Genomic DNA, 26,738 nt, shown 5'->3' on the forward strand with positions numbered 1-26,738 from the left:
TTCCTAAAATACAAAAACCCAAAACTGGGCCGGTAATATCAATCTGTAATACAAAAACGGCTCTTAAGAGCCGTTCGCAAACTTGTCGATTTTGGTCAGGCTTACGGTGTTCTGATTGCCGCGATATCGCCTTCACGCGTGACCGCATAAATGATATCACCACTGACTACCGGCTCAACGTAAACAGAATTATCTTCGTCATCACCACCAAAATTCAGACGGGCGACAATTTCACCGGAGGCTTTGTCCAGCCAGTGCAGGAAACCATAGCGATCACCCACCACAATATAATCTGACACCGGTGTGGCGGAGGTCAACTCCCGCTCCCGCAAAGAAGGCTGCGACCAGCGTTCAATACCGTTGCGTCTGTCCAGCGCATAAACCTGACTACTGGCGTCAACTACGTACAGTAAATTGCCATCGATGGTCATGCGGCGATAAGAACGATATTCACGTTTCCACAATACCCGACCAGAGCGCAGTTCCACCGCTGCCAGCGTGCCGTTGTAGGATACAACATAAACAATACCGCCGAACACCAATGTCTGGCTGTCGATATCCACCAGGCGTTCCAGTTCAGTAGCCCCGGTTGCAGCTGCAACGGTTTGTTCCCACAACACCTGACCATTTTCAATCAGCACCACGGCCACTTTACCGCTTGCCGTGCCCACAATAGCACCACCACTGGAGATCGAAGGTTGCGCGACACCACGCAATGTCAGTGTCGGTACTTCTGATTCATAAATCCAGCGCTGCTCGCCGGTTTCCGCATCCAGCGCATGCATGACGCCGGCTCCGGTATTAACTACAACGACACCTTCGTCAACAGCCGGAGAAGCCAATACTTCACCTTTGACTTTGGATTGCCAGGCAACCTTACCGGTGTCAACGTCAATGGCGAACACCAGTCCATTTTCGCTACCCAGAAAAACCTTTTGATAGGCCGCCGTGATACCACCAGACAAGCGCGCTGAAATGCCGTCCGCCCAAAGCTGTGTTACCGAACTGAACATGCCTTCATCGCGATAATCCGCCAGATCAATTTTCCATAACTGCTTGCCACTTGTTTCGTCGAACGCTTTAACTATGCCCTGACGACTGGCAGCAAATACCTTGTTGTAAGCAACAACCGGCGTCAGTCTGGAAAAATAATAATCAACGCCATCGCCGACTGAATCATCCCAGACGATGGCAGGCTTAAAACGTTCATTGATAGGTTTGAGTTCCCGAACTTCTGCTTCTTTGTCGTCTTCAAACCAGGTGGTCGGGTCCATCCAGGTGGGAATAACAGAACAGCCAGCCAGATTGCTCAGCAATACCAGCAGCGCCACTCTGCTCACAATTTTTTTAACAGTCATACTTAACTACTTACTTTTGCGTTGAGATGATCTATCTTCATTTGAATCAGAGTTGGATTGCCATCCGTTAGCTCCAATGCTTTGCTGTAGCTTTCCTGCGCTTCGTTATACAGCGACTGCTTTGCCAACACGTCACCTTTAACGGTGTAAGCCTGAGCCTGAAACGCTTCAGAGCTAACTTTGTCTAAGGTCGCCTTAGCGGCATCGTATTTTTCCAGTTCGCCCTGAACGCGGGCCAGGCGCAATAACGCCAAATCCTGAATGGCGACATCTGCAACATTATCGGCGGCCCACTGCAGTTGTTTTTCAGCTTCCGCCAAATCATCGTGTTCAACCGCCACCTTGGCCAGTTGTAAGGCCGCCATAACCGCATAAGTGGTGTCTTTATTGGCATCGATAAATTGCGTTAGCACAGAAGTATCGGTTTCGTTGGCAGCCAGGGCATCCATCGCCACATTGTAGGCGTCGTTTGCCTGTTCCTGTGCCTGTAACTGTTGACCGTTATAAAAGCGCCAACCCCACAAACCACCAAGACCTAATGCGGCACCAACGATAATTGGAATACCGTTCTCTTTCCAAAACTTCTTAATGGCTTCGATTTGTTCTTCTTCTGTACTGAAATGATCCATCAGTGTCCTCTGATTAAATTTCGTATGCTAATCTGGCCTTAATTAAACCAGCTTTAATTCTAAATTCTGTTGCAAATCTGCCTGAGCTACTTCTTCTTGTTGCCCATCTGACAAGGATTTTACAATCACTTTTTGATTTTCCAGTTCCTGCTCACCGACGATAATGGCAAATCTGGCATTAACTTTATCAGCGCGTTTCATTTGCTTCTTAAAGTTACCACCCCCCATGTGGGTTTGTATGCGATGTTCAGGAAACGCGTTCCGAAGGGTTTCGGCAAGCGTAATATTAAAAAGTTCCGCTTTTTCCCCCATGGCCGCCAAATAGATGTCGGTAGGTGGATTAATGGTATCCGGTTCAACGCGTTCTGCCAGGATCAAAGCCAGACGCTCCATCCCCAACGCAAAACCCACTGCCGGGCTGCTTTTTCCGCCCAGTTGTTCCACCAGGCCATCATACCGACCTCCGGCACAGACTGTACCCTGCGCACCCAGAGTATCGGTTACCCACTCAAACACAGTGCGGTTGTAATAATCCAGACCTCTGACCAGGGTAGGGTTTACGCGATATTCAATGCCATAGGCATCCAGGCGAGCCTGTACTGCGCTGAAATGCTGTTGTGACGCTTCATCCAGATACTGGTGCAACGAAGGTGCATCGGATAGCAAGGCCTGTATATCAGGATTTTTGCTGTCCAGAATTCTCAAGGGGTTGGAATCTAAGCGACGCAAACTATCTTCATCAAGCTTGTCTTTGTGGCCACTTAAATAGTCCACCAGTGCCTGTTTGTAATTTTCGCGGGCTTCGTTAGAGCCAAGTGAATTGATTTCCAACCGGACATCATCGGCGATGCCAAATTCTCGCCACAATTTTGCTGCAACAGCGATAACTTCCGCGTCCGCATCGGCCGATTCAAAACCATAGGTTTCAATGCCAAACTGGTGGAATTGTCGGTAACGGCCTTTTTGCGGGCGTTCATGGCGAAACATCGGGCCCATGTACCAAATTTTTTGTTGCTGATTATAAAGTAAACCATGCTGATTACCGGCTCTGACACAACAGGCAGTGCCTTCGGGGCGCAATGTCAGACTGTCACCATTGCGATCGTCAAAGGTGTACATTTCCTTTTCTACGATATCGGTAACTTCACCAATTGACCGCTTAAACAGATCCGTACTCTCCACAATCGGCGTACGGATTTCCTGATAACCATAACTGTTAGCAGCGGCTCTCAGCTTAGCTTCGATCCACTGCCACAAGCCAGACTGCTCTGGTAAACAGTCATTCATTCCACGTACGGCTTGTATCGTTTTACTCACGGCTTACTTCTCAAACTCAATTTGCGACTTAAAAGCCCGGCATTATAGGCCTTCCGGCATCAAACAACAATGACTGAATCTTTGTTGTGGCTTTTAAACTCAGGATTGCACCTCAGTGGTAGGGATTTTATTATTTTCATCCAAAATGGCGGCTTTAGCACGGATCCGCTTTTCCAGCTGATCCACCAGGTCATCGTTAGCCAGACGCTCACGCTGACGCTTGCCGTCCAGGTAAAAACCACTCATATTGCGTGCACCGGTCAACCCTAAATCGGAAACCTCAGCTTCACCCGGACCATTCACCACGCAGCCAATAATGGAAACATCCATGGGTGTCAGAATATCCTCCAGGCGTTCCTCCAGTGCATTAACGGTACCAATAACATCGAATTCCTGCCGCGAACAACTGGGACAGGCGATAAAATTGATGCCGCGAGAACGAATTCGCAGAGACTTTAAAATATCGAAGCCCACTTTAATTTCTTCCACCGGATCGGCTGCCAAAGAAATGCGAATGGTATCGCCGATACCCTCAGCCAGCAGCATACCCAGCCCCACAGCACTTTTTACGGCGCCGGCGCGAAAGCCACCTGCTTCGGTAATACCCAGGTGCAGGGGTTGTTCAATGCGCTGTGCCAGTATGCGATAGGCACCAACCGCCAGAAAAACATCTGACGCTTTAACACTCACCTTAAACTGGGAAAAATTGAGCTTATCCAGAATGTCTACATGGCGCATCGCTGACTCCACCAACGCTTCCGGTGTGGGCTCGCCGTATTTTTCCTGTATGTCTTTTTCCAGTGAGCCGGCGTTAACGCCGATTCGGATCGGAATATTTTTGTCTCTTGCGGTTTCAACAACCGCCTTGATACGTTCCATGTTGCCAATATTACCCGGATTAATACGCAGACAGTCCACGCCGTATTCGGCTACTTTCAGGGCAATACGGTAGTCAAAATGAATATCAGCCACCAGAGGCACTGATACTTGTTGTTTTATCTGCCTGAAAGCCTCGGCCGCGTCCATAGTAGGCACAGAGACTCTGACTATTTCACCGCCAACGGCCACGATACGATTGATTTGCGCCACCGTTGCCGCCACATCTGTGGTGGGTGTATTAGTCATGCTTTGAACCGCAATTGGCGCGCCATCGCCAACAGGTACATTGCCGACATTGATGCGGGTGGATTTTCTGCGTTTAATGGGAGATTCAGCATTCATGAACTCGACTCTCCTATTGTGAAAGTAGCGGTGCGGCCCGCCGGGAATGAACTCATATCATAAGGTTCGCCATCGACGGTAAGTGTAACCGCCTGCGGCGCCCCCAGTTTTACTTCAAAGGGTGGAATACCGCTTACCGGCATCACCCGACCGGCGGACTTAATGCCATAAGCAATGGCTTCACCGGTGGCATCCACCAGATTCATCCAACAATCTTCGGTGAAGGTAAATACTAACTCCACCTCGGTGCCACTCATTGTCAATACCGCAGATTCTTCCGTACCGGCTGCGGAAACAACGCCTTCATCAGTCTGGTTGATATCATCACTATATTGCCCGGATAGCCCATCCACAACAGGCGCAGGGCTTGCTTCCGGTGCCGTGGTCATTACATCGTTACTGGTATCGGGCACAGCGGTAGTCATCGGGTTATTTGCTGTAACTGTTGCTGAAGAGTCATCCTGAATTTCAGCGGGAGCTGCCCCGGCTGTGCCTGTATCTTCACCTGTTTCGACATCTTCGACGGGTGACGCTTCTGTCATATCGGACTGCGTTGTGTCAAAGGTCGTTGCGCTACTGATTTCAGGCTGTTCTTCAGGCAATTCTGGCTCAGATGTATTGGGTGTTAAATCACGCTCGTTAAAACGCTCTTTCTCAGTTACGCCCGGGGCAACAGACTCGGCTGAGACAGGTTGTACTGTTTCCAATTCCGTCGCCGTGTCTGATACCTGCACATCACTGCTACCGGGCTGCTGAAACCACCACACGACCGCCATTGCGATAATAATAAAAAGAATAAAATAGCTAAACATCATCAGGCGGGCATCACTGGCCTGATGAGCGACTTTTTGGGAAAAGCTCTGTAGTTTCGCCGGTTGCTTTCCGGGATTTGCCAACTCATCGAATTCAGCCAGCAATGGCTCAGGTGCTAAATCCAGAAAACGCGCATACAATCGGATATAACCCCGGGTAAACGTCATGGAAATAGAATGATCAATTACATCACTTTCCAGGTCAGCGATCACCGAAGGTCTCAAATGTAACTTATCAGCCACTTCGTCAATACTCAGATGACGCGCTTCGCGACAAGATTTAAGTTTTAAACCAGGTGCGGGAAGACGTGGGTCTTCCTGAATTTCTTCTGCCATAAATGCCCAAATTCTATGTGTTAATTAGGGTTTGAAACGATTAATCGTTGCCCTATTGATAAACCTGACACGTCACTAATGCGGTTCCACTCCACCAGCGACTGAACTCTCACGTCATAAATGCGGGAAACCTGGTATAAGGTCTCGCCCTTTTTTAAGACATGGTAGAGAATACCAGCATTAGCCACTTCTGTTGTCTTTGCTGTTTCCGGCACCGCGCCACCAGACACCAGTGCCGGAGTCAGAATAATAGTTCGAGGCTGCCCGACTCTGTCCGGGTACAAGGTTTGCAGCATATCTGCATATCCTTGAGCAATATTGGCATTACCCAGGCCATTTTCAATCTCAATGGCCAGATTTAGTGTATCAGCTGTCACCGGTACCACTTTTTCATATTGGCGATAGGCTATTTTTGCTTCCTGCCATTGTTGTTTGGCAATCAGCAACTCCACCAGCATGTACCAGCTCCGGGCCCGGCCAGGTTGATGTTGCAACGCACTGCGCAGATAATCCATCGCCTCAGATGTTTTGCCCTGTCGATGACTGCAAATGGCGAGGTTTTCATAACTCTCGGCGGCGCGATTGTAACTTTTAATATTAACCGCTTTTAGCAAGTTTTCTTTGGCTTCGCGGTACTCACCTACTTCACATAAAAACGCACCATAGGAATTGATCAGGTCCGGATTATTTTTGTCCAGATGCATAGCCTGTTCGTAATATTGCCGGGCAATTTCCCACTCAGACACCTGTTGATAATAGTAGCCCAGGGCGAAATGCACATCGCCTAGTCGCGGTGCAAACTCTAACGCTTTATCAAGATTGGTTTTAGCCTGCACATAATTGCCGTTTTTCAGGTAAGTTAACCCCAGTGAAACCCGGGTTTTAGCCGCTTCTATCTGGTTAACTCCCTGAGCCGCTGGCACAGATGAAGTGGTGGTTTGGCTGGCACATCCAGCCAAAAGCATCATGGATAGCAATACTATGGTGCGCATTGTGATTCGCTTTTAATTGTTTTTAGTTGAGCCTGACTTCAATACTTTCACCCTTCATGCGTTTTTTCAACATACGTTTGGTGCGATCGACAACATCACCCACCAGTTGGCCGCAGGCAGCATCAATGTCGTCGCCCCGGGTTTTGCGCACTACCACAGTATAGCCATGACCCATCAGCACTTTCGAAAAACGATCTATCCGCGAATTGCTGCTTCGGGTATACGGCGATCCCGGATACGGGTTAAAGGGGATCAGATTAATTTTGCAGGGGGTACTCTTCATTAACTGCGCGAGTTCCTCAGCCTGTTCCATGCTGTCATTGATGCCATTTAGCATCACATACTCAACGGTTACCTTACCGCGATTAGCGTTGGATTTTTGTAAATAGCGCCTTACCCCGGCTAAAAATTCCGCTATCGGATATTTTTTGTTTACCGGAACAATTTCATCGCGCAACAAATCATTAGGTGCATGCAGTGAAATGGCCAATGCCACATCAATTTGATCGCCCAGTTTATCCAACGCAGGGACGACCCCCGAGGTACTCAGGGTGACCCGTCGTTTAGACAAACCAAACCCCAGGTCGTCCAGCATGATATCCATAGCGGGTACCACATTTTTCAGGTTAAGCAGAGGCTCGCCCATCCCCATCATGACCACATTGGTCACAGGGCGCTCGTTTGTATCCGGCGACAAACCGATGAATTTAGCGACACGCCATACCTGTCCGATAATTTCAGACACGGTTAAGTTGCGGTTAAATCCCTGCTGCGCCGTTGAGCAAAAGGTACATTCCAGGGCGCAACCCACCTGTGAAGAGACACACAAAGTGGCTCTGTCTTCTTCCGGTATCCAAACTGATTCCACTTCCTGGCCACCTTTGAGCAGCAAGGCAAATTTAATGGTGCCGTCTGTGGCTTGCTGGAAAGTGCTGATTTCTGGCGCCACAATCTCACATCGCGCCTGCAGCTTAGCACGCAGGTTTTTGTTCAGGTTGGTCATTTTGGAGAAATCATCTTCGCCCTGCTGATAGATCCATTTCATCAGTTGATCCGCACGGAAGGGCTTTTCTCCGATTTCTGCGAAAAACTCACGCAAAGACTTCCTGTCAAAATCCAACAAGTTTACTTTTTCTTCGCTGACGCTTTTCACTGTCATTAATTACTACCTCAACAAAAACCACTGACAAATTTAAAATGCCAGTATTGTATATTTTTCAACCTTCTCTTGCCATGAGTTAATCACAGAGGCAAGAAAAAGGGAGCCAAGGCTCCCTTTCACAATGCAAAGAACTACCTGAGGTAGTTCTTAAAATCTTATCTGGTGCGTGGGCACACTTCTTCGTCTGCGAAGAAGTAAGCAATTTCACGTGCAGCAGACTCAGGTGCGTCTGAACCGTGAACCGCATTTTCATCGATAGATACAGCGTAATCAGCGCGCAAAGTACCGGCCAATGCTTCCGCCGGGTTAGTAGCGCCCATGATTTCACGGTTTTTAGCAACCGCATTTTCACCCTCAAGCACCTGGATCATTACCGGGCCAGAAGTCATGAAGTCAACCAAAGCCGGGAAGAAAGGACGCTCTTTGTGTTCAGCGTAAAAACCTTCAGCTTTTTCTTTGCTCAGGTGTAACATTTTAGCTGCAACAATGCGCAAGCCTGCAGATTCAAAACGATTGTAGATTGCACCGATAACGTCTTTAGCTACTGCATCGGGCTTGATAATGGAAAAAGTGCGTTCTAGCGCCATTTTTACCGCTCCAATTTTGTGGTTAAATTTAAATCGGCGCGAATTATATGCAATTGTGCGTCGCATTCCTATGGCTGTGTCAGAATTTTTGTCAAAAATTCGATTTTAATGGTGTAAAAAATGTACAACAGCCGCTTTACTTCGAATTACCCGACCAATTCCCGCAACCTGGGTACCGCGTAAAACAGGTTGTCGAGCGCCTTATCTATTTCGTCCTGTGTTGTATAGCGACCGAAAGAAAAGCGAATAGAGGCATGAGCCAGTTGCGGGTCAATGCCCATAGCGGTTAGTACATAAGAGGGTTCCAGACTGGCTGACGTGCAGGCAGACCCTGACGACACAGCAATATCCTTGAGTGCCATCAACAAAGATTCGCCATCGAGATGTTCAAAACTGACGTTGACAATACCCGCCACCGACTGATTTTGTTCACCATTGATCACAATATCAGCCAGATCGCTAAGCCCTTCTATAAAGCGCTGCTTTAGTTGTGCAATTCGCTGCTGCTCCTGCTCAAGGCAATCTTTGGCAATGGCAAACGCCTGGCCCATACCGACAATTTGATGTGTCGCCAGCGTACCCGAACGCATTCCTCGCTCATGTCCCCCACCGTGGATCTGCTCCATGACATGTACTTTTGGACGGCGTCTGACATACAGCGCGCCAATGCCCTTGGGCGCATAAATTTTGTGGCCGGAAAACGACATCAGGTCAACCGGCAAATTGCTGACATCGATGCTCACTTTGCCGGCACTTTGCGCTGCATCCACATGGAATAAGACCTCGCGTTCGCGACACATTTCAGCGATGCGCTGAATATCCTGAATGACGCCGGTTTCGTTATTCACGTGCATCACCGATACCAACAAGGTATCCGGACGAAAGGCATTACTCAGCTCGGTGAGATCTAACAAACCATTTTTTTGCGGCGTCAGGTAGGTCACGTCAAATCCGGCTTTTTCCATTGCCAGACAGGTATCCAACACGGCTTTATGCTCAGTGGCCGAGGTAATTATGTGTTTACCTTTATGCTGGTAATAATCTGCCACGCCTTTAATGGCCAGATTATTGGATTCGGTGGCACCTGAGGTAAACACAATTTCTCTGGGATCCGCGTTGATCAGACCTGCGACCTGCTCTCTGGCAGCCTCTACGGCTTCTTCTGCCTGCCAGCCAAACCGATGCGAGCGGGATGCCGGATTGCCAAATACGCCATCACGAGTCATGTATTTCATCATCACGTCAGCAACGCGTTCGTCTACCGGGGTTGTAGAGGCATAATCCAGATATATTGGGGTATTCATAGTGTTATAACTGTAAACTAATTTCTATTTTGTCACTCTTGAGATGACGAGACTTATCAGCATCTTGTCGTTCAGCGACAGATCGAACGGCGGCATTAGATACCAGTTCACCCAGGGTGATACCATCCAGAAAGAGTTCGATGCGTTCACTCAGGTCTTGCCACAAGTTGTGTGTCAGGCAGCGATGGCCATTTTGACAATCCGCCTGCCCCTGACACCGGGTCGCATCGACGGTTTCATCAACGGCTTTAATGACTTCTCCAACTGCGATATCGCCAGCGGCCCGGCCCAGCAAATAACCGCCCCCCGGCCCACGAATACTGGTTACCAGTTTTTCCCGACGCAAGCGTGAAAACAATTGTTCCAGATAGGATAAGGAGATTTCCTGACGTTCAGAAATGTCAGCTAAGGGCACCGGACCTTTTTCTGAATGCAAAGCGACATCCAGCATTGCTGTTACGGCATAGCGACCTTTCGATGTTAACTTCATAACCGGGTTCCGGGTTAAAACTGCAGCGATAGTCACATAGCTGGAATTAGCAGTCAAGATAATACCCGACTATTTTAGTCAGGTATTATCATTTTTTAGATGATGGGGTCAAAATCATCATTCAGGAAATCGGGTAACTCCAGTTCCGGAATCTTCTTGTCGCAAACATTGCCGCCCATTTTATTGATCTCGGTGCACATGCCTTCCACTTTACTGTCTACAAGATGAAGATGTTCCAGCATCAGTCCGATGGCATTGGCAACCGGATCAGGATTGTCCTGCGAAACGGCGTACGCATCAAAGCCATACTTTTTGGCAATTTTCTCCCGTTGCGAAGCGGACTGCCCCGAGGCTTTTGACACCACCCGACCCGGAATGCCCAGTACAGTTAAGCCCTCTGGTACATCCCGAATGACGACAGAATTTGACCCCACCTTCGCATTTTTACCGATAATGATTGGCCCCAGTACTTTTGCACCAGCCCCGACCACTACACCATCTTTTAACGTGGGATGACGCTTGCCAACGTTCCAGCTGGTGCCTCCCAGTGTAACCCCGTGATACAGGGTAACATCGTCACAAATTTCAGCGGTTTCACCAATTACCACCCCCATACCGTGATCAATGAAGAATCGCTTGCCGATAGTCGCCCCAGGATGGATTTCGATACCTGTCATCCAGCGAGCAAAGGTGGAGATAAAACGCGCCAGCCACAACCAGTTTTTACGCCATAATTTGTGACTAATACGATGCAACCAAATAGCGTGGAGCCCCGGGTAATTGGTCAGAACGTCAAAATTATTGCGGGCAGCCGGATCACGATGATAAACACTGGCAATGTCTTCTTTTATTCTGGCGAACATGTGTGATTCTCTTTATTTGACCGATTTATCAATGGAAGTCAGTATCCCTCTTAGTATATTCAACTCCTGACTTTCCACCCTGGCGCGATTGAACATCCGGCGCAGTTTCATCATCACCTGCCCGGGATGTTGCGGTATGATAAAGCCAGTCCCGGATAAGGTTTTTTCCAGATGCACATAAAAACGCTCTAAATCGTCGGTCAGGGGATAATCTTCCAGCGCCTGTTGTTCTGCTGCATCCGCAAGCAGTTCACCGGTTTTCTCCAGGGTCGCCATGCGAACCTCATAACAAATAGTTTGCACGGCGGCCGCCAGATTGAGGGAGCTGTATTCCGGATTTGCCGGAATAAACACATGGTACTGGCATTGCTGCAATTCTTCGTTACTCAGGCCATTGTTTTCCCGCCCAAACACGATAGCCACCGGATATTGCTCCGACTCCTGTACTGTTTTACGGCCGCATTCCCGGGGGTTCAACATAGGCCAGCTATGGGTTCTGGAACGGGCACTGGTACCAATGACCAGACCACAATCCGCAATCGCTTCCGATAATGTCGATACGGTTTTGGCATTGGCTAACACGTCACCAGCACCGGCCGCTAACGCACTGGCATGGCCGTCCGGTGGGCTAACCGGATCCACTAAATACAAATCTTTCAATCCCATGGTTTTCATGGCACGGGCGGTGGACCCAATATTGCCCGTGTGGGACGTATTAACCAGCACAATTCGGATGTTATTCAAGACACGAACTCTTCAAACTAAAACAAGGGCGCAGATAATAACATAAGCGATTAATGAAAAATTGTGTTTATTTTGCACAGCTTTTCTGTTAGATTCCGCGCCGAAAATTCGCGTAGCCCTGAATTGGGTTGCCGAATAGCTCTTTTTAAAACCAGATGGCTCATTTATACAGGATATCGCTATGCATCCCATGTTGAATATTGCGGTACGCGCTGCTCGTACTGCCGGTAATATCATCGCCCGAAGTTATGAATCTCGGGACAACCTAGAAATAGAAACAAAGGGAGCAAACGATTTTGTCACCAAAATAGACAAAGAAGCGGAACAGGCCATCATCTCCAAAATCAAACAATCTTACCCGGATCACACTTTTGTAGGCGAAGAAAGCGGCCTGACAGAAGGCAATGAAGATTTCAAATGGATTATCGACCCCTTGGACGGCACCACCAATTTTGTTCAGGGGATTCCTCACTTTTGTGTATCTATCGCACTGCAGTACAAAGGTAAATTAGATCAGGCGGTGGTCTTTGATCCGTTGCGTGGTGAGCTGTTTACTGCCAGCCGCGGCAATGGCGCCCAGTTGAATGGCTTCCGTATTCGCGTTGGCCAGCGCAAAGAACTGCAAGGCACGGTATTAGCCACTGCATTTCCGTTTAAAAATAAAGCTTTGCTGGGTGAATCCTTAGAAAAATTCAGCAAAATCTTTAATGAAGCGGGCGACGTTCGCCGTTCTGGATCAGCAGCCCTGGATATGGCGTATGTGGCAGCGGGGCGTTTTGACGGCTACTGGGAGCAAGGTATCAAGCCATGGGACATTGCAGCGGGCGAATTGTTAGTACGCGAGTCAGGCGGTTTGGTGTCCGATTATAGTGGTGGGCATCAGTACTTCAAAACTGAACAGGTTGTTGCCGGAAATCCGAAAGTCGTTCAGGCCATTGTCAAACACCTGAAATAGTATGCCGGGCTGCCGCACACTATCGTGCGGCAGCCTGGGCTAATTTTTCTGCTTTAAGCGCACCCGTAATTGTTCTTGCTGGCTTTGCTCCAGTTGCTTGATGACATTTTCAAAAGCCTCTGTATTACCAGCTTTGACGAAAGCCGGTACCAGATTTAGCGCCTGCCAGTAATCATTGCGGCTTTGCAATGCCTCAGCCACTAGTACCGCCACCGATTTATCCCTGGCAAAATGTTGCGCCAACAATTGGTAACTTTTTGCTTTCAGCTTGCTGTTCTCTGACGCATTTTTCAATAACATGAGCTGCTCATCCTGAGCGAAACTTGTCACGATACTGTCTAAAAACGACATAGTATGCTCTGTGACGGGTAGCTCAAACAGATAATTGCCCGTTTCGATATCGCCTAACATGGTGGCCATATGCGCCACCATCGCGGAATAGTCTTGCTTTAAATCTGCTGACGGATCTTTAAACTGCTCAATACTCCAGTCTTTAAAACCGGTCTGCAGGTACAAAGGCAACCTGTTGAAAAAGGTTTTAAAAATCGCGTCGCCTTTCTGACCGGTGAAGGTATTTAAGTCGGCCGGCGTGAATTCGTCCCGCTGCCACTTTTGATACACATCTTCAGCAGCTTCACGGGACTGAATCGTCAGAAAGGTGTTTTTGGCTTCAGCGCTGATATCGATCAGGGTTTGAGGTTTTTCAGCGTCACTCTCTGGCAGTAATACCAACACCGCATCGGAGCGTTTCCATTTATTGAGCTGGTGCAGTTGTTTGGCAGTAAAGTCCTTTTGCCACTGCAACTCCTTGATAAATTGACTAACCAATAAAATGTCTTTGGCAGATGTCGGATTGTCTGGTAACGCGTTGTTATCCCTGAGCTCTGATTTAACAGTATAGGAAACGGTTAGCCATTCCTGTTGTGTAATGTTGATACTTTGACAAGGCAAAGCAATAAGCAAGGGACTAATGGTCAGCAAATAGCGCAGATACTTCATCAAACAACCCGCATGTTGTATGGCTCGTTTTCAAGATAGCTAACAGAATATCAATATTCATAAAATAGACAACTTTTTAGCCAAAATAAGAAATTCAGCGCTGAACAAACATAAAAAAACCGGGAAATTCCCGGCTTTTAGTTATGTTTAATACGGCTACAGCTTAGCTAAACGGCGTAGATTCCAGCTCTTCCCCTTCCTTCTCTACTTCCGCAGGTATCAAATCTTCTTTGCTGATACCCAGCATCAGGGCCACTAAACTGGCAACATAGATGGAAGAGTAAGTACCAATAACGACACCAAACAACAATGCAGTCGCGAAACCATGGATCAGTGCCCCACCAACAAAAAACAAGGCTAACAACACGAATATGGTGGTCAATGAGGTGATCACGGTACGATTCAGCGTTTGCGTTAATGAGATATTGATGATTTCTTCCGGTTCGCTTTTTCTCACTTTACGGAAATTCTCGCGGATCCGGTCAGAAACAACGATGGTATCGTTAAGTGAATAACCAATAACCGCCAGTACCGCAGCCAGTACCGTCAGGTCAAACTCCAACTGTAAGAACGAGAACAAGCCCAAAGTCAGCAATACGTCATGGGCCAGTGCCACCACAGAGCCCAGTGCAAAACGCCATTCAAAGCGCATTGCCACGTAAACAAGGATACACAGCAACGCCACCAACATTGCCAATCCACCCTGCTCCGCCAGTTCCTCGCCTACAGATGGGCCCACAAACTCAACCCGGCGAATATTACTGGTGGTTAATTCCAGTGCCTGCATAACCTGATTACTCAGCTCTGACGCTTTCACATTTTCACGAGGCGCCAGACGGATCAACACTTCCGAGCTACTACCAAAGTTTTGTACCACAGCATCCGGAAACCCGGAGTTTTGTAATCTCGCTCTGATGTCGCTTAAGTCGGCCTGCTGCTCGTAGCCCACTTCAACCAGGGTTCCGCCGGTAAAATCCAGTCCCCAATTCAGTGAATTCGTCGCCAGGCTCAGCACAGAGAGAAGCATCAAAATCACTGAGAAAATCAGTGCGGGCACCCGCAATGACATAAAGGAAACCGTATCTTTTAAATTTAATAACTGCATAACTGTTCCTTAAATCGAAAGCTTGCTGAGACGCTTTCCGCCCCAAATGCTGTTGACGATGGCACGGGTCAGGATGATAGCGGTAAACATTGACGTCACAATCCCTACCATCAGAGTCACCGAGAAGCCTTTGATTGGGCCGGTACCTACTGCAAACAAAATCAGCGCAGCAATCAGGGTGGTAATGTTCGCGTCTAAAATCGTGGAAAAGGCACTGTCATAACCGTGATGAATGGACTGCTGGGGACTGCGACCATCGCGCAACTCTTCCCGAATCCGCTCAAAAATCAGCACGTTCGCGTCTACCGCCATACCAACCGTCAGAACAATACCCGCCATGCCTGGCAAGGTTAATGTGGCCCCGGGGATCAGTGACATAACGCCGATAATTAAGATCAGATTTGCCGCCAATGCCACGTTGGCAACGACACCAAAGCCCTTGTAGTAAATCAGCATAAAGGCCAGCACAATCACAAAACCCAGTACAATGGCATCGGTACCCTGGCTGATATTCTGTTGTCCCAGGCTTGGCCCAACGGTGCGCTCTTCCACAATCTGGATTGGCGCAATTAACGCCCCGGCACGTAACAACAGGGCCAGATTTCTGGCTTCACCTGGCGTATCCAGTCCGGTAATACGGAAGCTGCTGCCCAATACCGCCTGAATAGTTGCAACACTGATCACGCGCTCTTTTTTCTCGAATTTTAATTTGCCTTCAGCGGTGCGTTCACGGGTCGGCTCATATTCGATGAACACTGTGGCCATGGGCTTGCCCACGTTATCACGGGTGCCGCGAGTCATTTTACTGCCGCCTTCCGAGTCCAGACTGATGCTCACTTGCGGACGTCCGTACTCGTCAACCCCGGAATTGGCGTCTACGATGTGATTCCCGGTCAGCATTACCCGTTTTTTCAACAATACCGGTGTGCCGTTTTCATCTTCGATTAATTGAGAGCCCGCCGGAACCCGGCCTGAAATGGCACTGTTCAGGTCGTTGTCCTGGTCCACCATACGCAACTCGATGGTTGCCGTAGCATTAAGGATCTGTTTCGCCCGCGCAGTATCCTGAATACCTGGTAGTTGCACTACGATACGATCAGGACCCTGACGCTGAATAACCGGCTCAGCAACGCCCAGTTGGTTCACGCGATTTCGCATGATAGTGATGTTCTGTTTAATGGCGTAATCTTTGGTTTCGGCCAGTGTTTGTTCGGACATTTGCGCCACCAGCGTCAAATCATCCTGATCCGAGTATTGCCAGTCGCCACGGCTGTTGCGCAAAAAGAATTTAGCTTCATCTTTAGTGGCTTCATCGCGAAACTGGATTTCAACAACGTTGCCTTCTTTGACAACGCGGCGATAACGGATATTTTCTTCTCTCAGCGCTGTGCGAAAATCCGATACCGTATCTTCCAGCTTGGTGTTCAGGGCGGTATCCATATCCACTTCCATCAGGAAGTAAACACCACCGCGCAAGTCCAGGCCCAGTTTCATCGGTGACGCACCAAGGGACTTAAGCCACTCAGGTGTGGCAGGTGCCAGGTTAATAGCGGCGATATAATCGTCGCTAAGGGCAATATCTAACGCTTCCTGAGCCTGTAACTGGGTGTCATTGTCTGCCAGTCTGACCAAAATCTTTTGGTCTTCCAGCGCGACACTCTTAGTGGCAATGTTGCGCTCAGCCAATATGCTTTGAACCTGATCGAGCAGATTAGTATCAACCGGCGCGGTGCGCTCAGCTGAAATTTGTACGGCCGGGTCCTCACCATAGAGGTTTGGTGAGGCATACAGCGTAAAAAACGCCACTACCAAGAAAACTAATGTCGCTTTCCAGACGGGCGTATGATTTAAAATTGCAGTTCTGGGATTATTCATAGATACCGGTACCCAAGTCCTTATCTGTGGTTAAAAGAAAAACCGGCTTAGATGTTTTTCATCGTACCTTTGGGTAACACAGCTGAAACCGCAGATTTTTGTACAACGATAGTGACATTGTCGTTCAGTGCGATTTCCATAAAATCTTTGTCATCGGTGACCTTGTTGATGCGCCCCACTAAACCACCCTGGGTTAATACCTCATCACCTTTACTCAGAGAGCCAATCAAATTTTTGTGTTCTTTTACCCGCTTAGCTTGTGGGCGGTAAAGCATGAAGTAAAAAATCAGACCGAAAATACCCAACATCACCAGCATTTCCATGCCGCCACCACCAGGTTGACCTGCAGACTGTGCATACGCATTCGAGATAAAGAAATTCATAGTTACTATTCCCTAAAATTGATTAATCTTGTTCTAATGACGGGACTGGTCGTCCCAACTTTTTATAAAAATCGGCGACAAATTCATCGAGCTGATTGTTGTCCAGCGCGTTTCTCAAGCCCTCCATAACTCGCTGATAATAACGCAGGTTATGGATAGTATTCAGGCGCGCACCTAACATTTCATTACATTTGTCCAAATGGTGTAGATATGACCTGGAATAATTTTTACAAGTGTAACAGTCACAAGTTTCGTCCAGCGGTCCGGTATCCGTCTTGTGACGGGCATTGCGGATCTTGATCACGCCCTCGGGTACAAACAGGTGACCATTGCGGGCATTCCGGGTGGGCATAACACAATCAAACATATCGATGCCACGGCGCACAGCTTCAACGATATCTTCAGGTTTACCCACGCCCATCAGGTAACGGGGTTTATGCTCAGGAATCTTCCAGGCGGTGTGATCCAACACCCGAATCATATCCTCTTTGGGCTCTCCTACAGACAATCCGCCGATAGCGTAACCATCAAAGTCAATATCCACCAGGCCTTGCAGAGAAATATCCCGTAGGTCTTCGTACATCCCCCCCTGAACAATACCGAATAGGGCGGAAGGATTACCCTCGTGAGCCGCTTTACTGCGTTTTGCCCAGCGCAGAGAAAGTTCCATGGATTTGCGCGCTTCTTCGAAGGTTGCCGGATAAGGCGTACACTCGTCGAAAATCATCACAATGTCAGATCCGAGATCCCGTTGTACCTGCATCGACTTTTCCGGTGTTAGCAGAATTTTTTCGCCGTTAATCGGCGAACGAAAGGTAACACCTTCTTCAGATATTTTGCGCAACTGACCCAGACTAAAAACCTGAAAGCCACCTGAGTCAGTTAATATGGGTTTTTGCCATTGCATAAAATCATGCAAGTCACCGTGTAACTTCATGATCTCGGTACCCGGGCGCAGCATCAGATGAAAGGTATTGCCCAAACAAATGTGCGCGCCGGTGTCGTCCAGCTCTTCGGGCGTCACACCTTTCACCGTACCGTAGGTACCCACCGGCATAAAAGCGGGCGTTTCCACGACACCGCGTTCAAATTTAAGGCGCCCTCTGCGGGCTTTGCCTTGCTTATTTAACAATTCAAATTGCATGATAAATCTTGCTTTGATGAAACATGAACGTGACCCCAAATAATAAGGCGATCACAAAATTTCCGGATTATAAACGAAATCCACTGTCGGGTGGTAATCATTAATCCGCCTTATGGCTGGTGGCACCTTTCTAAAAACATGGCATCGCCATAACTAAAGAAGCGATATTTCTCCTGCACAGCAACATTGTAGGCCTTTAAAATATTCTGTTGACCGCAAAATGCACTCACCAGCATGATCAGCGTTGACTCAGGCAAATGAAAATTGGTCACCATAGCATCCACCACTTTAAACTGATATCCAGGATAGATAAATATTGAGGTATCAGAACTAAAGGCCTCGATCAGCTTATCGTCTGAAGCTTGTGCTGCTGATTCCAGCGAGCGTACCGATGTGGTCCCCACCGCGACGACCCTGCCACCATTGGCCTTGGTTTCCAGTATTGCGTCAACAACCTCCTGGGGTACTTCGGCGTATTCAGAATGCATCTGATGTTCTTTGATATTTTCCACTCTTACCGGCTGAAACGTGCCGGCACCGACATGCAATGTCACAAAGGCGGTTTTTACCCCCTTTTGTCTGAGGGCGCTTAATAGTTGCTCATCAAAATGCAGTCCTGCCGTGGGTGCCGCTACCGCGCCCGGCTTTTGATTGTATACGGTTTGATATCGTTCTTTGTCTTGCTCTTCATCCGGACGTTCAATATAGGGCGGCAATGGCATATGACCATGGGCCTCCAGCAAATCGAATACCGATTCGCTATGTAAAAAGCGCAAGTGGAACAATTCGCCTTCACGCCCCAACATTTCAGCTTCCAGTGCCTCTTCCAGCAGCAGAATATTGCCCGGCTTTGGCGACTTATTAGCACGAACATGGGCCAGGACCTGGTGCTCATCCAGTACCCGCTCAATCAGCACTTCTACTTTGCCACCAGACGACTTTTGCCCCAACAGACGAGCCGGAATAACTCGGGTATTGTTAAACACCATTAAATCACCGGGCTGTAACAACTCAAGAATGTCGGGAAACTGTTTATGACTTATCTCACCGGATTGCCCTTGCAGGTGCAACAAGCGACTATCTGTGCGATTTTTGGGCGGATAGTTAGCAATGAGTTCTTCGGGCAGGTGAAAGTCAAAATCTGAAAGCTGCATAGGGGTTCCTTATTTCAAGGTGGGCGATTTTACGTTTTTGCGTAAAAACGCGCAAATATTCCGGAAAATTCGGGAGATTGAGCAAATTTCAGACTTCATAATCCCGTAACATTTTCGCAATAGACTCCGCGCCATCGGCGATTTTCAGCGTAAACGTTGAAGAAAAAAGAGCATTAACTATGATTCCAGGGAAATTCAAAAACCTAAGGACCAAAATACTCTCCCTGATGGGAGCCAGCATTTTAGCGGTAGGTGTTATCGCGTTTGTCATCTCCACTCTGTTATCCGGAAAAATAGCACAATACAGCGTATTAATTGAGCACGAAGTCAATGCAACCACACTGGCAGATTCTATCAATCTGAATTTCAAGCGACAGGTACAGGAATGGAAAAATGTACTGCTCAGAGGTCACAACGACGACGATCGAAACAAGTACTGGCAGCGATTTCAGGAAAGGCATGAGCAGGTTCAGAAAGACGCAAAGAAATTCCTCGACCTCAAAATCGATGATAGCTACCTGTCGCGAATGCAGGAGTTCATCAACGTCCACCAAAACCTTGAAGCGCAATATAAACAAGGCTATCAGGTATTTTTGCAAAGTGAGTTTGCTCACAAGGTAGCAGACAAGGCGGTCAGGGGAATCGACAGAGAACCCACTAAACTACTGGAATCCTTGTCAGAGTCATTGCGAAACAGCGGCCTGGAAAAGAGTCAGACATTAAGCGAAAGGGCGGAATCCACCACATTTTGGGGTGCAACCGTGATACTTCTGGCCATTGTAGTCAGCATGACGCTGTCGGCACTTTTCATGAACTACAAAGTGGTTTATCCCATCACCACCCTTATCCAACACCTTTACAAGGTGAGTAAAGGCAATTTTAAAGATGAGCTGAGCTTTTTTCGGGACGATGAAATCGGACAGATGTCCAAAGCCATTGAGTTACTGCGTCGCAGCCTGAATGCCACCTGTAATGAAATGGCCACTGTACAGGGTAATCTGGATCAGGTGTCTGCGAGTTTGCACGACAGTGCCAAAGCCATTGACATGGGCGCCAAAGACCAAAACCGGGGCACAGACAGAGTCAGTGTATCAATGCAGAGTATGACGGAAATGGCACGCAGAATAACGGATAGTGCCAATGAAGCTTCCGTAGCGGCTTCACAGGCTGACGAATATGCCTCCCAAAGCATCACGGTAATGCAGGAGACTATCGATACCATTACCCATTCTTCCGGGCAAATTAATGATACTGCCAGTGTGATTAATAAGTTAGATGAAGACGCCAGAAATGTCGGAACCGTACTGGACGTGATCAAAAGCATTGCCGAACAAACGAACCTGTTAGCACTGAATGCCGCCATTGAGGCTGCCAGAGCCGGTGAACAGGGGCGCGGATTTGCTGTTGTTGCCGATGAAGTCCGCACCCTGGCGGCAAAAACCCAACAATCCACCGAAGAAATTCAGGATATTATCGCAAATGTGCAGACGGGGGCTAAAAACGCAGTATCCGCCATTCAGTTGGGCGAAAAAAATTCACAGGTTAGTGTCGATAAAGTGTTGGAAGCGGATAAAAATCTGAAATCAGTAACCGGTGCTATTAAGCAGATAAACGAACTGAACAAAGAAATAGCCGACGCCATTGCAGAGCAATCTGATGTGGCCATGGAGATAGAACAGAATATTCTGGGGCTGGCGGAAATTGCTGCCGTTAATGAACAACACGCTGAAAGTTGTAATCAGGATAATGTCACGCTATCAGAAGTGAAAAACAGCATGGCGGTACTAATCGCTCGCCTGATGGGGCAAAAAGTATAACGCAAAAGCCCCCCCGGATGACTGAGTTACCGCTCAGTCATCTTTCATCAGGGTCTTGGCGATATCTTTTAACCTGTCCCGCTCGATTTTTTTAATATCCATAACAAACATGATCTGTAACAACAGATCTGCCCCTAAAATCCCTTTGTTAACTTTGTTGCGTAGATTGTCAGCAGACTGGACTACAGCTATCTCTGCCAACTTGTCACTCAGGTCCTGGTAACGAATCCCTTTTAAACTCATTTCCGATTTAATCAGACGCTGCACTACCAATCGCCAGTTTACCGATTCCATTATCCACTCCAAAAATCACGTTTGTGATTTATAATTTACAAATAATTACGTTTTTATTCAAACAAATAATTTGACTGATGGGAAAATAATAGCCTATGCTAGTCACCAGACTAAATAACCCGGAGAGGAACAATGCATTGGGATCTTGACCAGTTAGAAACGCTCATTGGTAAAGAATCAGATTTAGTTGTCACACGCGAAAATGATTGCCTGCTGATAGCAAACCAGGATGGAATCGACGCATGGCTTGCCATCAGCGGCGAACAGATTTTAGTGGAATCATTACTTTTTGCTACCAGCGAAGTTAACAATCCAGCCGAATTAAACGACGCCATATTGCGCACCCATATGATGTTTCCATTGACCACAGTGGGTATCTCAGATATTTCAGGTGAAAGTTACTACACCGCCTTTGGCTCCCTTAGTGCACAGTCCAAAGAATCCAGTGTCCTGATCGAGATTCATACCCTGTTCGACAATGTTGAAGCCTTTATCGATGCCTGGCACGAATATTTAAATTAACCCATTTCATCCATCTGAGGAGATGTACTATGTCTGTTTGGAGAAAACTTGTCACTGCCGTAAAAGGCGGTGTCACTGAAGCTGCCGAATCAGTGGCAGATAATCAGGCTATCCGAATCCTGGAACAGGAAATCCGCGAAGCCAAAGAAGAACTGCGTAAATCGGATCACGCCCGCACGCAAATTTTAGCGAAATGTAAGCTGGCGCAGCAAAAAGTCGACGGTTTGCAAAAGTCTATCAGTGAATATGAAGAGCACGCCCGCAAAGCGATTGACACAGATCGTCAGTTGGCGCTGGACTGCGCTCAACGTGTTACTGAATTAACCGAACAATTGCAGACGGAGCAAACTTACCTTGACCAGTTCAAAAAGTCTGAGGTACAACTAGCCAATAACATCAGTCAGGCGAAAGCGAATTTACGCCGACTGGAGCAACAGGTTGATATGGTCAAGGCCACTGAGTCTGTGCAAAAAGCACAGGTGGCAGTGTCTTCCCGTCACCTTGGGGCAAACAGCAAAATGAAAACGGCGACAGAATCATTAGATCGCATTCAGAAGCGCCAGAACTTGCGTGCCGCCGAACTGGAGGCCGCAGAGGAACTGGCAGCCGATGAAAGCACCGATGATCTGGAAAAGCGCCTACAGGCTGCCGGTGTCAAAGGTGGTAGCAATTCAGCAGAAGATGAGTTGAGTCGAATTTTAGGAAAATGATATACAAACTACGCAAAGTTTTAATGCGTTACTTTACTCAAATGCGCTGGCACACCATTGTGCTGGCGCTTTTGCTTTACGGAATAAGCAGTTGGTGGTTTATGCAACTGGCCGGAGAAAGTGCATTAACCAACCCGACGGATTTTATTTACTGGATGGTGGTGACCGGCTCTACCGTGGGTTATGGCGATTATTCCCCCACCACCGTCGCCGGTAAATACGTCGTTGCGTTTTACATCATTCCTGTTGGCCTGAGTATCTTTGCGTTTGTTTTGGGACGAGCTGCTGCGTTTGTATCTGCACAGTGGCACAAAAAAGCGAGGGGGTTAAAACCTGTGCATTTATCAAATCATATTTTGTTAATAGGCTGGAACGGCGAACGCACGTTGCATCTGTTAAAGTTGTTGCTTCGCGAACGCGAGTACACCGGTGACGATCAGTCTATTGTATTGTGCGTAAAGGTAGATGTTGAAAATCCAATGCCAGACCAGATTGAGTTCGTCAAAGTGAACTCCTTTAGTCAGGACGCTGATATGGACAACGCCAGCATCGACGCTGCGGCGACCATCATCGTGGACAATCCTCAGGATGACCTCACCATGACCACCAGCTTATACGCCAGTCATCGCAACCCCAATGCCCACATTCTGGCCTATTTCCAGGATGAAAGTCTGGTCAAGCTACTGACAGAACACTGCCCCAATGTCGAATGTATGCCCAGTGTCGCGGTGGAAATGCTGGCCAAGTCGGCATTTGACCCAGGTTCCAGTAAATTGCATTTTGATCTGCTGGACGTGTACGCCGGGCAGGCTCAGTATTCAGTAGCGGTACCACAACTGGATAATTCCATCAGCACTGCCACCTTATTTACAGAATTTAAAAAACAATATAACGCTACTCTGATCGGCCATGCCAAAGCAGAAAATTTAAAGGAAATTGAACTGAATCCGGCATTAGACACCCATATTTCAGGCGGCGATAAACTCTATTACATCGCCGATAAACGCATTACCGATATTGAATGGCAGAAACTTTATGTTTAGTAAACTGTTTGGCTCTAAAGAAAAGAAACTGTCTCCCACAGAAAAAGCGCCGGAAATAATGGGCCTGTACCTGGGCGGCTCTTTTGAACTGGATGCCCTTAAACTTAAACTCCTGCAGCCACAACTGATCATTGAAAACGCCGCCAGTCACCACCTGATCCAGGCGGTGGGAGAAGTCAATCTGGATACCGGTGGCAAGATCCTGCGCTTCTACACTGATGATGATGCATATTTACAAGTGGTAATGGATGGCGGCGACACAGAAAATCATATTACAGACGTCAAGCTTTGGTATTTTTATGATACCAAAACCGTGGGCTCTGAAAATCAGTGGCAGAGTTTACTCAAACAGGAAATTTCACAACCGGAATATTCACTAGAAGGCTGTCAATTCCAGCGCGTTTGGGACGCCGTTGGCGAGGAATCACCGCCGGTAGCCATGACCGAAAAAACCTACGAAGAAGATGGTGATACCAGCACCACGGATCAATTTGTTATGCTTTACGAGCGTGACCTGGGCGATGACAACTTTGAAGCTCTGAAGGTGTCTGGTGAAGAGAAAATCATTAATAATAATCATGACCGTTGCCTGGTGATCAGCACCGGTTTTAATATTAATCCTGCAGATTTACGAATTAACGGCTAAAACAAGGAGCACACAATGACCGACACTATTTTGGAGTCCATCGCAGGCCTGGCTAACTTTGGGATTTATTTTGTTATCTCAATCCTGATGTTATTCGTGTTTAAGTTTATTTTTACGGCAATCACGCCACATGATGAATGGTTGCTGGTGAAAGAAGAAAAAAATGTTGCTGCCGCGATAGGGTTTGGCGGGTCTATGGTGGGCTTTAGCATTGCGCTGGCCGGCGCCGTGTCCAACTCAGCCAATCTCATCGACTTTGTAGTGTGGGGCATTGTGGCAATCGTAGCGCAAGGCCTGGCATTTGCCCTGTTGCGCTTTACCTTTATGCCGCGCATCGTGAAACGCATAGAAGACAATGAAGTGTCTGCCGGTGTTATGTTGGCGGCGATGTCGTTGTCTGTTGGTTTGTTAAATGCCGCCTGCATGAGTTGGTAACAGGAGGTTACTATGACTACAGAAACCAAATCCGGTGCCAAACGAAGTCGTGCCTTAAATCGGGAACAATACCGTAAACAGCATCAAATCAAACCCCTGTCTGTGGGTATTGCCTCGGTATTTTTGGCCGCAGCCTGCAGTGACAACCGTCAGGAAGCGATGGTATTTACCAGCCTGAATGATTGTCAGTATCAGCTCCCTGACTACGCCGAGCAATGCCAGATGGCCTACGAAAAAGCCCTGGCAGAAGCGGCAGAAACAGCCCCTAAATATGGTTCACAAGCGGATTGTGAGCACGAGTTTGGCTCAGATCAGTGTGTGGTGTATCGCAATGAGTCGGGCAACAGCTGGTTTATGCCACTGATGGCGGGCTATATTATCCGGGATTTGCTGGAACCCAGACGCTACTCACAACCCTTATTTACCTCCTACTCCCGGTATTCACCCTACCGATATCGCTGGATAGGTGCAGGTGGTTACGATTATGGCGATTTTCGCAAACGAGAATTAAAAGTATCGAAATCTTACACCAAACCACCAGCTGTCAACCGTACCATCAATCGCGGTGGCTTTGGTTCTTCGGTGAGAGCTAAATCCAGTTGGGGTAAAAGCAGTAGTCGCAGTGGATGGGGTGGTTAACCCCAGCAACGCTGTATGATACGTATACCAACACAAGAACGCCCTCACTGGCGCAAGCAGGCTGATGAGTATGGTTTCAGATTCCATACTATGTACGGCCAGGCCTACTGGGATGAAACGGCCTACTACCAATTTACGCTGCAGCAGATAGAGCAACAAATCGAAGACCCCAGCGCGGAACTGCATCAAATGTGTTTGCAGGCGGTTGATTTGGTGGTCAGCGATGAATACTGGCTCAATAAGTTCCAGATCCCTGAGGCTTTTTGGCAAAGTACTGCCGACGCCTGGCGCGACCAAACGCCTTCTTTATATTCCCGGTTGGATTTGGTATTTCACAAAGACAAACCTGTTAAGCTGCTGGAAAACAATGCCGATACGCCCACCAGCTTATACGAATCCGGTTTTTGGCAATGGCTGTGGCTGGAAGATATGGTAAACAGCGGCAAAATCAGTAAATCAGCCGACCAATTTAATTCGCTGCAGGAAAAACTCATCGCGCAATTGCAGGTTATTCAGCACTGGTACAAAGCAGATACGTTGCATTTTGCCTGTTGCCAGGATACCGAGGAAGACCGGGGTACGGTTCAGTATCTGCAAGATTGCGCCAGTGCCGGCAATATCAACAACCGGTTTCTTTTTATCGAAGATATTGGTTTAGCAGACACCGGGTATTTTACCGATCTGGAGGATAACGCCATCGCCTTGCTATTCAAACTCTACCCCTGGGAATTTATGATGCAGGAAGAGTTTGGCTCAGCCATCATCGAATCGCCGACGCAATGGATTGAACCCATGTGGAAGGCTATTTTATCCAACAAAGCCCTGTTGCCACTGCTGTGGAAAATGTTCCCCAACCACCCCAACCTACTGCCCGCCTGGTTTGAAGAAGATCTGGCGAGCGCCAGTGAATCCAAACTGGTAAAGAAGCCGCTCTTCTCCCGTGAAGGGGCTAACATTTCGGTGCTGGAAAACGGCGAGGTACAACACAGTGTCGATGGACCATATGGCGAAGAAGGATTTATCTACCAGAGTTGGTACCCACTCCCTAAGTTTGGTGATAACCACACACTCATCGGCTCATGGTTAGTGGACGATCAGCCGGCCGGTATTTCCATCAGGGAAGATATCCAGCCGATTACTCAGGATTTATCTCGCTATTTACCGCATATTATTTTGTGACACTTTTTCCAAATATCCGGCAT

Annotated in this window: 27 protein-coding genes and 1 pseudogene; 9 read left to right on the plus strand and 19 right to left on the minus strand. The window is 47.9% G+C overall.

All coding sequences use genetic code 11. The annotated features are described in order from the left end of the window. Positions 1–101: 101 nt before the first annotated feature. From bamB to trmJ, 12 genes and pseudogenes are all read right to left on the minus strand, one after another. Positions 102–1,358, minus strand: a complete 1,257-nt coding sequence (bamB, locus tag LJ740_RS13105; RefSeq protein ID WP_229529543.1) for an outer membrane protein assembly factor BamB — start codon at positions 1,356–1,358, stop codon at positions 102–104. A 2-nt stretch (positions 1,359–1,360) separates the two neighbouring features. Next, complete coding sequence (locus LJ740_RS13110) at positions 1,361–1,987, minus strand: YfgM family protein (RefSeq protein ID WP_229529544.1); 627 nt, start codon at positions 1,985–1,987, stop codon at positions 1,361–1,363. A gap of 42 nt (positions 1,988–2,029) precedes the next feature. Then, positions 2,030–3,304 carry a histidine--tRNA ligase gene (hisS, locus tag LJ740_RS13115; protein WP_229529545.1) on the minus strand — a complete coding sequence of 425 codons (1,275 nt, stop codon included), beginning with the start codon at positions 3,302–3,304 and terminating at the stop codon, positions 2,030–2,032. 99 nt (positions 3,305–3,403) lie between these two features. Further along, complete coding sequence (ispG, locus tag LJ740_RS13120; RefSeq protein WP_229529546.1) at positions 3,404–4,525, minus strand: flavodoxin-dependent (E)-4-hydroxy-3-methylbut-2-enyl-diphosphate synthase; 1,122 nt, start codon at positions 4,523–4,525, stop codon at positions 3,404–3,406. Next, a complete protein-coding gene (locus tag LJ740_RS13125; protein ID WP_229529547.1) occupies positions 4,522–5,673 on the minus strand; it encodes a RodZ domain-containing protein in 1,152 nt (383 codons plus the stop codon). Before LJ740_RS13125 ends, ispG begins: the two co-directional genes overlap by 4 nt. A gap of 20 nt (positions 5,674–5,693) precedes the next feature. After that, on the minus strand, positions 5,694–6,665 hold the full coding sequence (gene pilW / locus LJ740_RS13130) for a type IV pilus biogenesis/stability protein PilW (RefSeq protein ID WP_229529548.1): 972 nt from the start codon (positions 6,663–6,665) through the stop codon (positions 5,694–5,696). A gap of 22 nt (positions 6,666–6,687) precedes the next feature. Beyond that, complete coding sequence (locus LJ740_RS13135) at positions 6,688–7,824, minus strand: bifunctional tRNA (adenosine(37)-C2)-methyltransferase TrmG/ribosomal RNA large subunit methyltransferase RlmN (protein ID WP_229529549.1); 1,137 nt, start codon at positions 7,822–7,824, stop codon at positions 6,688–6,690. A 158-nt stretch (positions 7,825–7,982) separates the two neighbouring features. Continuing rightward, entirely contained in the window at positions 7,983–8,414 is a 432-nt protein-coding gene (ndk, locus tag LJ740_RS13140) for a nucleoside-diphosphate kinase (RefSeq protein WP_229529550.1), read from the minus strand. A gap of 155 nt (positions 8,415–8,569) precedes the next feature. Then, positions 8,570–9,718: pseudogene (locus LJ740_RS13145) on the minus strand (IscS subfamily cysteine desulfurase); the annotation flags it as partial. 4 nt (positions 9,719–9,722) lie between these two features. Further along, positions 9,723–10,208: a Fe-S cluster assembly transcriptional regulator IscR gene (gene iscR / locus LJ740_RS13150; protein WP_229529552.1), complete on the minus strand. Its 486-nt coding sequence runs from the start codon at positions 10,206–10,208 to the stop codon at positions 9,723–9,725. A gap of 95 nt (positions 10,209–10,303) precedes the next feature. Continuing rightward, on the minus strand, positions 10,304–11,071 hold the full coding sequence (gene cysE, locus LJ740_RS13155) for a serine O-acetyltransferase (RefSeq protein ID WP_229529553.1): 768 nt from the start codon (positions 11,069–11,071) through the stop codon (positions 10,304–10,306). Between the two features lie 12 nt (positions 11,072–11,083). Further along, the gene (trmJ, locus tag LJ740_RS13160; RefSeq protein WP_229529554.1) at positions 11,084–11,815 is read right to left on the minus strand and encodes a tRNA (cytosine(32)/uridine(32)-2'-O)-methyltransferase TrmJ; all 732 of its coding nucleotides are present in this window, start codon (positions 11,813–11,815) and stop codon (positions 11,084–11,086) included. 181 nt (positions 11,816–11,996) lie between these two features. Here trmJ and suhB point away from each other — a divergent pair, with 181 nt between their 5' ends. Further along, positions 11,997–12,770 carry an inositol-1-monophosphatase gene (suhB, locus tag LJ740_RS13165; protein WP_229529555.1) on the plus strand — a complete coding sequence of 258 codons (774 nt, stop codon included), beginning with the start codon at positions 11,997–11,999 and terminating at the stop codon, positions 12,768–12,770. 39 nt (positions 12,771–12,809) lie between these two features. On the opposite strand, the gene LJ740_RS13170 is transcribed toward suhB, so the two are convergent. The 6 genes from LJ740_RS13170 to queA form a co-directional block, all read right to left on the minus strand. Next, entirely contained in the window at positions 12,810–13,769 is a 960-nt protein-coding gene (locus LJ740_RS13170) for a hypothetical protein (protein ID WP_229529556.1), read from the minus strand. A 163-nt stretch (positions 13,770–13,932) separates the two neighbouring features. Then, positions 13,933–14,874: a protein translocase subunit SecF gene (gene secF, locus LJ740_RS13175; RefSeq protein ID WP_229529557.1), complete on the minus strand. Its 942-nt coding sequence runs from the start codon at positions 14,872–14,874 to the stop codon at positions 13,933–13,935. Positions 14,875–14,883: 9 nt separating this feature from the next. Next, complete coding sequence (secD, locus tag LJ740_RS13180) at positions 14,884–16,728, minus strand: protein translocase subunit SecD (RefSeq protein ID WP_229529651.1); 1,845 nt, start codon at positions 16,726–16,728, stop codon at positions 14,884–14,886. A 68-nt stretch (positions 16,729–16,796) separates the two neighbouring features. Then, complete coding sequence (gene yajC, locus LJ740_RS13185; protein WP_229529558.1) at positions 16,797–17,132, minus strand: preprotein translocase subunit YajC; 336 nt, start codon at positions 17,130–17,132, stop codon at positions 16,797–16,799. A 22-nt stretch (positions 17,133–17,154) separates the two neighbouring features. After that, positions 17,155–18,276, minus strand: coding sequence for a tRNA guanosine(34) transglycosylase Tgt (tgt, locus tag LJ740_RS13190; protein WP_229529559.1), 1,122 nt, complete (start codon positions 18,274–18,276; stop codon positions 17,155–17,157). A gap of 110 nt (positions 18,277–18,386) precedes the next feature. After that, entirely contained in the window at positions 18,387–19,430 is a 1,044-nt protein-coding gene (gene queA / locus LJ740_RS13195; protein WP_229529560.1) for a tRNA preQ1(34) S-adenosylmethionine ribosyltransferase-isomerase QueA, read from the minus strand. A gap of 179 nt (positions 19,431–19,609) precedes the next feature. Between queA and LJ740_RS13200 the strand changes: the two genes are divergently transcribed. Further along, positions 19,610–21,247, plus strand: a complete 1,638-nt coding sequence (locus LJ740_RS13200) for a methyl-accepting chemotaxis protein (RefSeq protein WP_229529561.1) — start codon at positions 19,610–19,612, stop codon at positions 21,245–21,247. A 33-nt stretch (positions 21,248–21,280) separates the two neighbouring features. Here LJ740_RS13200 and LJ740_RS13205 read toward each other — a convergent pair whose 3' ends face one another. Beyond that, positions 21,281–21,541, minus strand: coding sequence for a DUF6471 domain-containing protein (locus LJ740_RS13205; RefSeq protein ID WP_229529562.1), 261 nt, complete (start codon positions 21,539–21,541; stop codon positions 21,281–21,283). Between the two features lie 132 nt (positions 21,542–21,673). On the opposite strand from LJ740_RS13205, the gene LJ740_RS13210 reads away from it, so the two are divergent. Genes LJ740_RS13210 through LJ740_RS13240 form a run of 7 tightly spaced genes read left to right on the plus strand, consistent with a single transcriptional unit; the run spans position 21,674 to position 26,715 of the window. After that, complete coding sequence (locus LJ740_RS13210) at positions 21,674–22,063, plus strand: DUF2170 family protein (RefSeq protein WP_229529563.1); 390 nt, start codon at positions 21,674–21,676, stop codon at positions 22,061–22,063. A gap of 29 nt (positions 22,064–22,092) precedes the next feature. After that, positions 22,093–22,773 (plus strand): PspA/IM30 family protein, encoded by a 681-nt coding sequence (locus tag LJ740_RS13215; protein WP_229529564.1) that lies wholly within the window; start codon positions 22,093–22,095, stop codon positions 22,771–22,773. Beyond that, complete coding sequence (locus LJ740_RS13220; RefSeq protein ID WP_229529565.1) at positions 22,770–23,816, plus strand: potassium channel family protein; 1,047 nt, start codon at positions 22,770–22,772, stop codon at positions 23,814–23,816. Before LJ740_RS13215 ends, LJ740_RS13220 begins: the two co-directional genes overlap by 4 nt. After that, complete coding sequence (locus LJ740_RS13225) at positions 23,809–24,462, plus strand: YjfK family protein (protein ID WP_229529566.1); 654 nt, start codon at positions 23,809–23,811, stop codon at positions 24,460–24,462. The genes LJ740_RS13220 and LJ740_RS13225 overlap by 8 nt, the downstream gene beginning before the upstream one ends. 15 nt (positions 24,463–24,477) lie before the next feature. Further along, positions 24,478–24,897 carry a DUF350 domain-containing protein gene (locus LJ740_RS13230; RefSeq protein ID WP_229529567.1) on the plus strand — a complete coding sequence of 140 codons (420 nt, stop codon included), beginning with the start codon at positions 24,478–24,480 and terminating at the stop codon, positions 24,895–24,897. 12 nt (positions 24,898–24,909) lie between these two features. Further along, positions 24,910–25,536: a DUF1190 domain-containing protein gene (locus tag LJ740_RS13235; protein WP_229529568.1), complete on the plus strand. Its 627-nt coding sequence runs from the start codon at positions 24,910–24,912 to the stop codon at positions 25,534–25,536. A 15-nt stretch (positions 25,537–25,551) separates the two neighbouring features. Further along, positions 25,552–26,715, plus strand: a complete 1,164-nt coding sequence (locus LJ740_RS13240; protein ID WP_229529569.1) for a glutathionylspermidine synthase family protein — start codon at positions 25,552–25,554, stop codon at positions 26,713–26,715. Positions 26,716–26,738: the final 23 nt, after the last annotated feature.

Source organism: Planctobacterium marinum (assembly GCF_020687805.1).
GTDB lineage: Bacteria > Pseudomonadota > Gammaproteobacteria > Enterobacterales > Alteromonadaceae > Planctobacterium > Planctobacterium marinum.

Coding starts and splice junctions, on each gene's coding strand:
- bamB (WP_229529543.1), bottom strand. CDS start 1,358: ATGACTGTTAAAAAAATTGTGAGCAGAGTGGCGCTGCTGGTATTGCTG.
- LJ740_RS13110 (WP_229529544.1), bottom strand. CDS start 1,987: ATGGATCATTTCAGTACAGAAGAAGAACAAATCGAAGCCATTAAGAAG.
- ispG (WP_229529546.1), bottom strand. CDS start 4,525: ATGAATGCTGAATCTCCCATTAAACGCAGAAAATCCACCCGCATCAAT.
- LJ740_RS13125 (WP_229529547.1), bottom strand. CDS start 5,673: ATGGCAGAAGAAATTCAGGAAGACCCACGTCTTCCCGCACCTGGTTTA.
- pilW (WP_229529548.1), bottom strand. CDS start 6,665: ATGCGCACCATAGTATTGCTATCCATGATGCTTTTGGCTGGATGTGCC.
- LJ740_RS13135 (WP_229529549.1), bottom strand. CDS start 7,824: ATGACAGTGAAAAGCGTCAGCGAAGAAAAAGTAAACTTGTTGGATTTT.
- ndk (WP_229529550.1), bottom strand. CDS start 8,414: ATGGCGCTAGAACGCACTTTTTCCATTATCAAGCCCGATGCAGTAGCT.
- iscR (WP_229529552.1), bottom strand. CDS start 10,208: ATGAAGTTAACATCGAAAGGTCGCTATGCCGTAACAGCAATGCTGGAT.
- cysE (WP_229529553.1), bottom strand. CDS start 11,071: ATGTTCGCCAGAATAAAAGAAGACATTGCCAGTGTTTATCATCGTGAT.
- suhB (WP_229529555.1), top strand. CDS start 11,997: ATGCATCCCATGTTGAATATTGCGGTACGCGCTGCTCGTACTGCCGGT.
- LJ740_RS13170 (WP_229529556.1), bottom strand. CDS start 13,769: ATGAAGTATCTGCGCTATTTGCTGACCATTAGTCCCTTGCTTATTGCT.
- secF (WP_229529557.1), bottom strand. CDS start 14,874: ATGCAGTTATTAAATTTAAAAGATACGGTTTCCTTTATGTCATTGCGG.
- yajC (WP_229529558.1), bottom strand. CDS start 17,132: ATGAATTTCTTTATCTCGAATGCGTATGCACAGTCTGCAGGTCAACCT.
- tgt (WP_229529559.1), bottom strand. CDS start 18,276: ATGCAATTTGAATTGTTAAATAAGCAAGGCAAAGCCCGCAGAGGGCGC.
- queA (WP_229529560.1), bottom strand. CDS start 19,430: ATGCAGCTTTCAGATTTTGACTTTCACCTGCCCGAAGAACTCATTGCT.
- LJ740_RS13200 (WP_229529561.1), top strand. CDS start 19,610: ATGATTCCAGGGAAATTCAAAAACCTAAGGACCAAAATACTCTCCCTG.
- LJ740_RS13205 (WP_229529562.1), bottom strand. CDS start 21,541: ATGGAATCGGTAAACTGGCGATTGGTAGTGCAGCGTCTGATTAAATCG.
- LJ740_RS13210 (WP_229529563.1), top strand. CDS start 21,674: ATGCATTGGGATCTTGACCAGTTAGAAACGCTCATTGGTAAAGAATCA.
- LJ740_RS13215 (WP_229529564.1), top strand. CDS start 22,093: ATGTCTGTTTGGAGAAAACTTGTCACTGCCGTAAAAGGCGGTGTCACT.
- LJ740_RS13220 (WP_229529565.1), top strand. CDS start 22,770: ATGATATACAAACTACGCAAAGTTTTAATGCGTTACTTTACTCAAATG.
- LJ740_RS13225 (WP_229529566.1), top strand. CDS start 23,809: ATGTTTAGTAAACTGTTTGGCTCTAAAGAAAAGAAACTGTCTCCCACA.
- LJ740_RS13230 (WP_229529567.1), top strand. CDS start 24,478: ATGACCGACACTATTTTGGAGTCCATCGCAGGCCTGGCTAACTTTGGG.
- LJ740_RS13235 (WP_229529568.1), top strand. CDS start 24,910: ATGACTACAGAAACCAAATCCGGTGCCAAACGAAGTCGTGCCTTAAAT.
- LJ740_RS13240 (WP_229529569.1), top strand. CDS start 25,552: ATGATACGTATACCAACACAAGAACGCCCTCACTGGCGCAAGCAGGCT.